A 9,831-nucleotide genomic window follows, 5' to 3' on the forward strand; every position below is an offset into this window, starting at 1 on the left:
ACGCGGTATGGGTCCCTGCGTTCGCAGGGACGACACCGATAGCTGCTACTGCCCCAGATACTTCTTCATCTCGGCGATCAGCCCGTCGCGCAATTCCGGGCGCTTCATGCCGTAGGCGATGTTGGCGCGCAGGAAGCCGGGCTTGGAGCCGCAATCATGGCGCTCGCCCTCGAACTCGACGCCGTAGAATTTCTGCGTCTTGGCAAGCCCGATCATGGCGTCGGTGAGCTGGATCTCGCCGCCGGCGCCGCGCTCCTGGGTCTCCAGGATCTTGAAGATCTCCGGCTGGAGGATGTAACGGCCGGTGATCGAGAGATTGGAGGGCGCCGTGCCCTTGGCCGGCTTCTCGACCATGCCGTCGACCTCGAACATCTTGCCATTGCGCTTGCCGACGCCGCAGATGCCGTATTGATGGGTCAGGTGATCGGGCACCGCCTCGACCGCAACCAGGTTGGATTTTTCGCCAAGCGAGGATGCCATCTCGATCATCTGCTTCAGGCAGCCGGGCGTGTTGAGCACCAGCTCGTCAGGCAGCACCACCGCGAACGGCTCGTTGCCGACGATGTCGCGCGCGCACCAGACCGCGTGTCCGAGACCGAGCGGCGCCTGCTGGCGGGTGAAGCTGACCGCGCCGGCGTCGGGCTGGTTCTGCGCCAAAATTTCCTGCTCGGCCTTCTTGCCGCGCTGGCTGAGCGTCGCGTCGAGCTCGAACATCCGGTCGAAATGATCTTCGATGACGTTCTTATTGCGGCCGGTGACGAAGATGAAGTGCTCGATGCCGGCTTCCCTCGCCTCGTCATAGACGTACTGGATCAGCGGCTTGTCGACGATGGTCAGCATTTCCTTCGGCATCGCCTTGGTGGCGGGCAGGACGCGGGTGCCGAGGCCGGCGACGGGGAATACGGCTTTGCGAATTTTCATGTGAGCGATCGAATACCTGGGGGAACATGGGAACGGAGCAATGCATCTTGCTAGCTTGTTTGCAGCCGCCAACAAAGGCGGATGTGGGGCCTCGCTCCGACAGAGTTAAGAAAAAGACCGTCACCAAAATTTCACCTTTGTTAAGCTATTGGCAACGCTAACCAGGCCTCCTGTGGCGGATTTTTTTGGGCCGACGGGTGGGACATGATGCAATCAGTGGCAGGACTGGCAAGACGGGCTGGCGGAGCGGCCATTGCGGCCGCTTTGCTGCTGCCGGCTGGCGCGCACGCCCAGGCACAGAACGGCCTGTCCAATTTGTTTGGCGGCATTTTCTCCGGATCGAACCCGGCGCCCGCGCAACCCTCGCCTGGCCCAAGCGGCGCGCAGACGGGAGCATTGCCTTGGAGCGGCGAGGATGGCGCCTCCGGCCATCCGCTGATGACGGCTGCGGCGATCCGCGAGGCCGCCGGCAATTTTGACAATTGCGTCGCCGCGATGTGGCCCGATGCCGCACGGCGCGGCATCACGCAGGAGAATTTCCAGCGCTTCACGGCTGGGCTCGCGCCGGATCTGCGCATCATGGATTTGATGGACTCGCAGCCGGAATTTACAAAATCGATCTGGGACTATCTCGACATCCTGGTGAACGACAACCGCCTCGCCAGGGGCCGCGAGATCCTCGCCAAGTACAAGGCGCAGTTCGACGCCACCGAAAAGGCCACCGGCGTCGACCGCTACATCATCGCCTCGATCTGGGGCATCGAATCCAACTACTCGACGCAGATGGGCGACCGCAGCGTGCTGCAATCGACCGCGACGCTCGCCTGCATCGGCCGCCGCCAAGCCTATTTCAAGGATGAATTCCTTTCCGCGCTGGAGATCCTCAACCGCGGCGATCTGCGCCCGGAGCAGTTGCGCGGCTCCTGGGCCGGCGCCTTCGGCCCGACCCAGTTCATGCCGACCGCGTTCAAGCGCTTCGCGGTGGATGGTGACGGCGACGGCCGGCGCGACGTCGTCGACAATCCGACCGACCTGATTGCGTCGACCGCCAACAACCTGAAGAAGGACGGCTGGCAGCCCGGCCAGACCTGGGGCTACGAGGTCGTGGTGCCGCAAGGCTTCAACTACATGCTGGCCGACCGCGCCAAGGCGATGACGATCGCGCAATGGGAGAAGCTCGGGCTCAAGCGTCCGAACAACCAGGCCTTCCCGCATCCGGCGGAGAAGGCCTATCTGCTGGCACCGGCCGGCGCGCAAGGACCGGGCTTCCTGATGCTGCAGAATTACCGCGTCATCATGAAGTACAACCCGGCCGAAGCCTATGCGCTGGCGATCGGCCATTTTGCCGATCGCCTGCGCGGAGGACAGCCTTTCGTGCAGCCCTGGCCGCGCCAGGAGCGGGAGCTGTCGCGCACCGAGCGGCTGGAACTGCAGCAGCTGCTGGCCCAGCGCGGCTTCTACAAGGGCACCCCGGACGGCCAGTTCGGCGGCCAGACACGGGAAGCCCTGCGCAATTTCCAGGCCTCGATCGGCGTGCCCGCCGACGGATTTGCCTCCTCCGACGTGCTGGACCGGCTGCGCGGGCGGTAAAATCGCCCCAAAGTAACCTTGAACGGGGATTTTGGCATCCAGCCTTGACCGGGCCGGTGTTCCCCGGTGTATGGGCGAGAATTCACAAAGAGAATCTGCCCGTTTGCGGCCGGATTCCGCTATTATATCGAACTGCTCCCATCCCATTGCGCGTGCCCGAGATCGCATGTCGAAGAAGTCCCTGTTCAAGGCGCTGACCGAGACCGGCCCATTGATCGCGCTGGGGACGGCGCTTGCGATCCTGGTCTCGGTCGCAGGACCTGCCTCGGCCCAGTTCTTCAACTTCCCCGGCTTCGGCGGCCCGCCGCAGCGTTCGGCCCCACCCCCGCCAAGGGGCGGCGGCGGAGGCGGCGGCTGGTTCGGCGGCGATTTCTTCGCGCCGTTCCAACAGCCGCCGCCGCAGGCACCACGGCAGGATTTTTCGCGCGCGCCGGCACCAGCCAAGCGCGACACGATTCCTGAGAAGAACGTGCTGGTGATCGGCGACGCCATGGCCGACTGGCTCGCCTACGGCCTCGAAGACGCCTATACCGAGCAGCCCGACATGGGCGTGATCCGCAAGCACAAGACCACGTCCGGCCTGATCAAGTATCAGCCCAAGGGTGAGCCCGCGGACTGGGCGGCGGCGGCCAAGGGCATTCTCGAGACTGAAAAGCCCGACGTGATCGTCGTCATGCTCGGCCTCAACGACCGCATCGCGATCCGCGAGCCGGCCGCCGACAAGTCGGACAAGGCCTCGGACAAGGACAAGAGGAACGACAAGGGCGCGCGCGCCAAGCAACCGGCGAAGCCCGGCGACGCCAAGCCTGGCGGCACCGATACCGCCGCCAAGCCCGACGACAAGCCTGCCGATGCCGACCTGCCGCAGGACGACGCCGACAATGCCGACACGCCGGCGGCCGCGCCGGAAAAGACGGCGCGCAACCCGAACGGCCTCTACGAATTCCGCGACGAGCGCTGGGTCGAGCTCTACGGCAAGAAGATCGAGGAGCTCGCGGGCGTGCTCAAGGCCAAGGGCGTGCCGGTGCTCTGGGTCGGCCTGCCCGCGGTTCGCGGACCGAAGGGCACCGCGGACACGCTGTTCCTGGATTCGCTGTACCGTGAGGGCGCGGCCAAGGCCGGCATCACCTATGTCGACGTCTGGGACGGCTTTGTCGACGAAGCCGGCCGCTTCCTGCAGAAGGGCCCGGACTTCGAAGGCCAGATCCGTCAGCTCCGCAGCTCCGACGGCGTCTATTTCACCAAGGCCGGCGCGCGCAAGCTCGCGCACTATGTCGAGCGCGAGATCACGCGCCTGCTTGCGGGGCGCTCCGGCCCGATCGCGCTGCCGAGCGAGCCTGCGACGCCCGACACCAGCGCCGAGCCGGGCAAGCCCGCGCCGCGACCGCTGGCCGGGCCGATCGTGCCGCTGGTCGCAGCCTCGATTTCGACCGATCAATTGCTGGGCGGGCCGGGCACGCGTCCAGCCGCCGTCGATGCGCTCGCTGCAAAGACCATGGTGAAGGGTGAGCCGCTGGCAGCTCCGGCGGGCCGCGCCGACGATTATGCCTGGCCGCGCCGGGAAGTCGGCCGCGAGCAGGCCAAGGGCGATACGCCGATGGCCGCAACGACACCCGAAGGCGGCGCGGCGCAGGGTTCGCCGGGAGCGGCGGCGGCAATCGCGCCGCCAAAGCTCGCGCCGAAGAAGCCGCAGGTCGCCCCGCAGCAGCCGGCGCAGGCAACGCCCTCGTTCCGGGATTTCTTCGGCTTCGGCTCTCCGCAGCCGCCGCCGCGGCAACTGGCACCGGCGCCGCGCAATCCGAATCCCAATGCCAATCCCGGCATTCCGCGGCCGCCGGGTAACGTCGGACGGTCGGCCGAGATGTTCCGGTAAGCGAAGGTCGCGTGTCCCGGACGCGGCGCAGCACCTCTTGGTGATGCGACGCAGAGCCGGGACCCAGCTCTCTCACAACATTCACAAAAGAATGGGCCCCGGCTCTGCGCGGCAGCGCTCTGGCGCTGCGCTGCGTCCGGGGCACAAGGAGCGTGTTTGTCGACTAGCCGTAATAGCGCCAGCGCGGCGGCGGACGGCGCGCGGGGCGCGACATCAGAAGCGCCAGCGCGAAGCCGATGCCACCGGCGACCAACAGCGCGCCAAGCGGGTTGTCCTGCACCTTCTTCGACAGCGCCTGCGTGCCATCGCGGAAGCTCTCGCCGCTATTCTCATAGGCGTCCTTGGCGTAGCTCGCGGCGGTGTCCGTGGCGTCACGCACGGCATCCTTGGCCTGGCCGTAGAGATTCTGCACCGTGCCCGCGGCTTCCCGCGCCTTGCCCGCCGCCTGCGTTTTTGGATCTCCCGCCATCTCGCCGACGGTGCCTTCCACGCCACCCGCCATTTCCTTGGCCGATCCAATGATCCGATCCGCGTCCATGATAATCCTCCTCGGTGATCAGCCGAAGTAACCGATCAGACGCAGCGCGGTTCCTTGCCGTTGCCTACAGAATGAGGCCGCCATCGACGACCAGCGTCTGGCCGATGATGTAGGACGACAGCGGCGAGGCCAGGAACAGCGCCGCGCCCGCCATGTCGGCCGGCGTGCCCAATCGCCGCAGCGGAATGCGCGCGAGCGCGCCTTCCAGCCGCTTCGGATTGTCGGTCGTCACCTTCGTCATCTTGGTGTCGACGAGACCGGGCGCAATGCCGTTGACGCGGATGCCGTCCTCGGCCCAGGCCTCGCCCAACGTCCGCGTCAATCCGACCGCACCGGTCTTCGACGCATTGTAGGCGGGGTTGCCCATGGTGGAATGATAGGCCGCCGTGGAGGACACGATGATGAGCGAACCCGTGGAATCCCGCAACATGGAATGAAAACGTGTCGCGCAGGCCATCAGGCTCATCAGGTTGACCTCGACCACCTTGCGAAAGCCAGCCATCTCGAACTCGCCGCGGCGATAGAGCACCGCGCCCTGCGCGAGCACGAGGACGTCGAGCCTGTCGAAGGACGGCTTGAAGGCTTCGATCGCAGCGGGGTTGCTGACGTCGAGCTGCGCGTAAGCGAGACCGGTGAGATCGGAGCCTTCTTCAGCTGAATATTCCGTTGCATGAGCACGCGTGCCGCAAACGGCAACAGCTGCGCCTCTCGTGCGAAACGCCTGCGCGATACCGTTGCCGATACCGCTGGAACCGCCGACCACCAGCACCTGCTTGCCTGAGAAATCGAGCTCGTTCGCCATCGTGGCCTCCCTCTTGTCTTGCTTGTTTGACCTGTCTGCGGATCGATGCCAGCCTTGTCAATCACAACAAGAACAAGCCCTGCGCGAGGAAACAGCATGTCCGAGTTTAGAGAGCTCAGCCGGTCCGTGAAGGGCCTCACCGTTCTCGTCACCGGCGCGGCCTGCGGCATGGGGCGCGCCACGGCGCGCGTATTCGCGAGTGAGGGCGCCAACGTTGCCGTCACCGATTACGACGAGCAAGGCGCGCTCGGGGTCGCCAAGGAAATTGCGGCGAGCGGTGGCGCTGCAAGGGCGTGGAAGCTCGATGTCGCCGACGCCGGCGAGATCACGCGCGTGGTCGGCGATGTCGCCGCGCATTTCGGCGCCCTCGACATCGTCGTCAACAATGCCGGCATCTCGGTGCGTGTCGCGATCGACGACGAAGCTTACGAAGACGCATGGGCCAGGGGCATCGCGGTGATGCTGACGGCGCATCCGCGCATCATCCGCGCCGCGCTGCCCTATTTGCGCAAGTCGAAGAGCCCGCGCATCGTCAACATCGCCTCGACCGAGGCGCTCGGGGCCACCGCATTGCACAGCCCCTATTCGGCAGCGAAGGGTGGCGTTGCGAGCCTCACGCGCTCGCTGGCGGTGGAGCTCGGCCGCGAGGGCATCACCGTCAACTGCATCTGCCCCGGACCCATCCGCACCGCCATCACCGACCGCATCTCCGAGGAGCACAAGACCATCTACGCCAGGCGCCGCACTGCGCTCGGCCGTTACGGCGATCCCGAGGAGGTCGCGCATATGACGCTGAGCCTGTGCCTGCCGGCAGCGTCCTTCCTCACCGGCGCCGTGATCCCGGTCGACGGCGGGCTGATGGCGCGGAATGCGTGAGAGCCATGCGCGCCGAGCGTTGACAACCACGAGTCCGGGAGTAACTTTTTCGCCGACAGAACGGGACCAACCGTTCGCGGCACGCGGGAGAGAACGTCATGACGATCGCCATCCGGCAGCTTCAGAAGCATTTTGTCGGCGAGGTTTCCGGCCTCGATCTGCGCAAGCCTCTGACATCAGACGAAGCACGCGAGGTCGAGGCGGCCATGGACAAATATGCGGTGCTGGTTTTCCATGACCAGGACATCACCGACGGGCAGCAGATGACCTTTGCGCTGAATTTCGGCCAGCGCGAGGACGCGCGCGGTGGCAACATCACCAAGGCGGATGAATACCGCCTCACCTCGGGCCTGAACGACGTCTCCAACCTCGGCAAGGACGGCAAGCCGCTGCCGAAGGACAGCCGCGCCAATCTGTTCAACCTCGGCAATTGCCTGTGGCACTCGGACAGCTCGTTCCGGCCCATCCCGGCGAAATTCTCGCTGCTGTCGGCGCGCGTGGTGAACCCGAAGGGCGGCAACACCGAATTTGCCGACATGCGCGCGGCCTATGATGCGCTCGACGACGAGACCAAGGCGGAGATCGAGGACCTCGTCTGCGAGCACTCGCTGATGTATTCGCGGGGACCGCTCGGCTTCACCGAATACACCGACGAAGAGAAGGAGATGTTCAAGCCGGTGCTGCAACGGCTGGTGCGGACCCATCCCATCCATCGCCGCAAATCGCTGTATCTCTCATCGCATGCCGGCAAGGTCGTCGGCATGAGCGTGCCCGAGGGCCGGCTGCTGCTGCGCGACCTCAACGAGCACGCGACGCAGGCAGAATTCGTCTACGTGCACAAATGGAAGCTGCATGACCTCGTGATGTGGGACAACCGCCAGACCATGCACCGCGTCCGCCGCTACGACCAGTCCCAGCCCCGCGACATGCGCCGCGCGACGGTGGCGGGCACCGAGCCGACGGTGCAGCAGCAGGCGGCGGAGTGATCCAAACGCTCGTCATCGCCCGCGAAGGCGGGCGGTCCAGTATTCCAGAGGCGCTGATGGGATACGGGAAGGCCGCGGCGTACTGGATGCCCCGCCTTCGCGGGGCATGACAGCGAGGATGCAGCTACGCGTGCCCCGCCTCGTTCGAGAGCATGCCGGGGTCGATGCCGATCTTGCGCAGGGCGCGGCCGTATTTCTCGTCGACGTCGTCGCCGAAAATCAGATCCGCATCCGCATCGCAATGCAGCCAGCCGTTGCTCTGGATCTCGGTCTCGAGCTGTCCCGGTGCCCAGCCGGCATAGCCGAGCGCGAGGATGGCGTGCTTGGGGCCGGAGCCGTTGGCGATCGCGCGCAGGATGTCGACGGTCGCGGTGAGGCAGACGCCCTCGTCGATCCGCAGCGTCGCGTTCTCGATGTAGAAGTCGCTGGAATGCAGCACGAAGCCGCGGCCGGTGTCGACCGGGCCGCCCCGCAGCACCTTCATGCTTTCGGCATTCTCCGGCAGCTTGATGTGCTCGCCCTTCTTGATGATGCCGAGCTGCTGCAACAGCTCGGGGAAGTCGATGCTGCCGGCAGGGTGGTTCACGATGATGCCCATCGCTCCCTCGGCGGAATGGGCGCAGAGATAGATCACCGAGCGCTCGAAGCGGGAATCGCCCATCACGGGCATTGCGATCAGGAGCCGGCCGTCGAGATAACCGGCCGAATTGGGCAGCGCGGGGCCCGAGCTGCGGGTGCCTTCGCCCGTCCTCTTGCCTGTGGGAGCCATCGGTGAAGCACTCCGGTTTCAATTCCTATCCTGATGTCGGGCCGGGCGGCTGTCAAATCAAGGCTTGCGGCGACTTGATTCAAGTGCATCCATCACAAGCAATTCAATGGTTTGACCCTAGGCGACCCTGTAAAGACGTGCCATGCTCACGAGAGTTCCCCTGCGTGCGGCGATTGGCGTCGCAACAACCCTGCTTGCGTCGTCGTTAGCCATCGCCGCCCGTGCCGATGACGCGTCGCCGTGGCAGCGCGACGGACATTCCGCGGTGCGGCTGCTGGCGGGATCGCGCAGCGGCGCGGTCCTGCTTGGCGGTATCGCGTTCCAGCTCCAGCCGGGATGGAAGACTTACTGGCGCACGCCCGGCGATTCTGGCGTTCCACCCCGGTTCGACTTCTCGAAGTCCGACAATGTCGAGGCGGTGACGATCATGTGGCCGGCGCCGCTGAAATTCGACGACGGCGCGGGCGGCCATTCGATCGGCTATCACAACCAGGTCGTGCTGCCCCTGCGCATCGTCGCCAAGGCCGCCGACAAGCCGGTGACCTTGCGCGCCGAAATCAACTATGCGGTGTGCGAGAAGCTTTGCATTCCGGTCGAGGCCAGCGCCGAGCTCGGCTTCAACAGTGTCGCCTCGACCGAGGATGCAAACTTGCGTGCCGCGCTCGATGCCGTGCCGAAGCCGGCCAATATCGGCGACCCCAACCCGCTCACCATCCGCGACGTCAAGCGCGACGGGCCTAAGAATGTAGTGGTCGACGTGGTGACGCCGGACAGCCGCAACGTCAATCTGTTCGTGGAAGGCCCGACACCCGATTGGGCGCTGCCGATTCCGGCGCCGGTACAGCCCAGCCCGCCCGGGGTGATGCGCTTCTCGTTCGAGCTCGACGGACTGCCGCCGGGCGCCAAGCCGAATGGCGCCGCGCTGAAGTTCACGCTGGTCGGCCCGGAGAAGGCGTACGAGTTCAATACGAATTTGGAGTGAGTGTCGTCCGAACGGCAACTGAGTTACCCCGCGGGCACCACACATTCACCGTCGTCCCGGACAAGCGTAAGGGCGGATGCGGGACCCATATGTGGACGGCCTCCGTGGCACAAGAGCTTTGCTAAGGGTTTGATCGGATCGCTTGCATCCATATGTCCGGCCTGTTGGTGCGGCGTGTTGGGCCGCTGGCCAAGATGGTTTCCGCGATGCGAGTTCCAATCAACCACGCGACCTTGATCGGCCAATGGGTCCCACGGATTTGCTCGCATCTTCGGTCGATCGATCGCACCATCTCCTCTGCTCTTGCAGCTCCGGTTCAGCCGGTGGGCGACCCCGCCGGTCGGCCGAATCTCTCAACTACGCGGCGGCTGTCCCTAGGACATCGGCTCGGGCATCGAGCCGCGCGCTGTCATAATCCTCTCCTGTCGTCATCAGCTTCCAGGCGATGCGGGCGGTCTTGTTGGCGAGCGCCACGGCTGCCTGCTTCGGCGTCT

At 65.4% G+C, this 9,831-nt stretch carries 9 protein-coding genes and 1 pseudogene; 5 read left to right on the forward strand and 5 right to left on the reverse strand.

Annotated features, from left to right (window positions below):
• Positions 1 to 45: 45 nt before the first annotated feature.
• Positions 46 to 921, reverse strand: a complete 876-nt coding sequence (gene galU, locus CVM73_RS27575; protein WP_100234942.1) for a UTP--glucose-1-phosphate uridylyltransferase GalU — start codon at positions 919 to 921, stop codon at positions 46 to 48.
• A gap of 204 nt (positions 922 to 1,125) precedes the next feature.
• On the opposite strand from galU, the gene CVM73_RS27580 reads away from it, so the two are divergent.
• On the forward strand, positions 1,126 to 2,511 hold the full coding sequence (locus tag CVM73_RS27580; RefSeq protein WP_208639248.1) for a lytic murein transglycosylase: 1,386 nt from the start codon (positions 1,126 to 1,128) through the stop codon (positions 2,509 to 2,511).
• 166 nt (positions 2,512 to 2,677) lie between these two features.
• Positions 2,678 to 4,384: an SGNH/GDSL hydrolase family protein gene (locus CVM73_RS27585; RefSeq protein WP_100234943.1), complete on the forward strand. Its 1,707-nt coding sequence runs from the start codon at positions 2,678 to 2,680 to the stop codon at positions 4,382 to 4,384.
• Between the two features lie 163 nt (positions 4,385 to 4,547).
• Here CVM73_RS27585 and CVM73_RS27590 read toward each other — a convergent pair whose 3' ends face one another.
• Together CVM73_RS27590 and CVM73_RS27595 are read right to left on the reverse strand one after the other, a co-directional pair.
• Positions 4,548 to 4,922 (reverse strand): CsbD family protein, encoded by a 375-nt coding sequence (locus CVM73_RS27590; protein WP_100234944.1) that lies wholly within the window; start codon positions 4,920 to 4,922, stop codon positions 4,548 to 4,550.
• Positions 4,923 to 4,986: 64 nt separating this feature from the next.
• Positions 4,987 to 5,724 carry an SDR family NAD(P)-dependent oxidoreductase gene (locus tag CVM73_RS27595; RefSeq protein ID WP_100234945.1) on the reverse strand — a complete coding sequence of 246 codons (738 nt, stop codon included), beginning with the start codon at positions 5,722 to 5,724 and terminating at the stop codon, positions 4,987 to 4,989.
• A gap of 96 nt (positions 5,725 to 5,820) precedes the next feature.
• Between CVM73_RS27595 and CVM73_RS27600 the strand changes: the two genes are divergently transcribed.
• Positions 5,821 to 6,600: an SDR family NAD(P)-dependent oxidoreductase gene (locus tag CVM73_RS27600; RefSeq protein WP_167407092.1), complete on the forward strand. Its 780-nt coding sequence runs from the start codon at positions 5,821 to 5,823 to the stop codon at positions 6,598 to 6,600.
• A gap of 98 nt (positions 6,601 to 6,698) precedes the next feature.
• The gene (locus CVM73_RS27605; RefSeq protein WP_100234947.1) at positions 6,699 to 7,586 is read left to right on the forward strand and encodes a TauD/TfdA dioxygenase family protein; all 888 of its coding nucleotides are present in this window, start codon (positions 6,699 to 6,701) and stop codon (positions 7,584 to 7,586) included.
• A gap of 124 nt (positions 7,587 to 7,710) precedes the next feature.
• On the opposite strand, the gene CVM73_RS27610 is transcribed toward CVM73_RS27605, so the two are convergent.
• Positions 7,711 to 8,355: a YqgE/AlgH family protein gene (locus CVM73_RS27610; RefSeq protein ID WP_100234948.1), complete on the reverse strand. Its 645-nt coding sequence runs from the start codon at positions 8,353 to 8,355 to the stop codon at positions 7,711 to 7,713.
• 142 nt (positions 8,356 to 8,497) lie between these two features.
• Here CVM73_RS27610 and CVM73_RS27615 point away from each other — a divergent pair, with 142 nt between their 5' ends.
• The gene (locus tag CVM73_RS27615) at positions 8,498 to 9,337 is read left to right on the forward strand and encodes a protein-disulfide reductase DsbD domain-containing protein (RefSeq protein WP_100234949.1); all 840 of its coding nucleotides are present in this window, start codon (positions 8,498 to 8,500) and stop codon (positions 9,335 to 9,337) included.
• 357 nt (positions 9,338 to 9,694) lie between these two features.
• Here CVM73_RS27615 and CVM73_RS27620 read toward each other — a convergent pair.
• A pseudogene (locus tag CVM73_RS27620) lies at positions 9,695 to 9,831 on the reverse strand (IS110 family transposase); the annotation flags it as partial.

This window comes from Bradyrhizobium forestalis, from assembly GCF_002795245.1.
Classification (GTDB): domain Bacteria; phylum Pseudomonadota; class Alphaproteobacteria; order Rhizobiales; family Xanthobacteraceae; genus Bradyrhizobium; species Bradyrhizobium forestalis.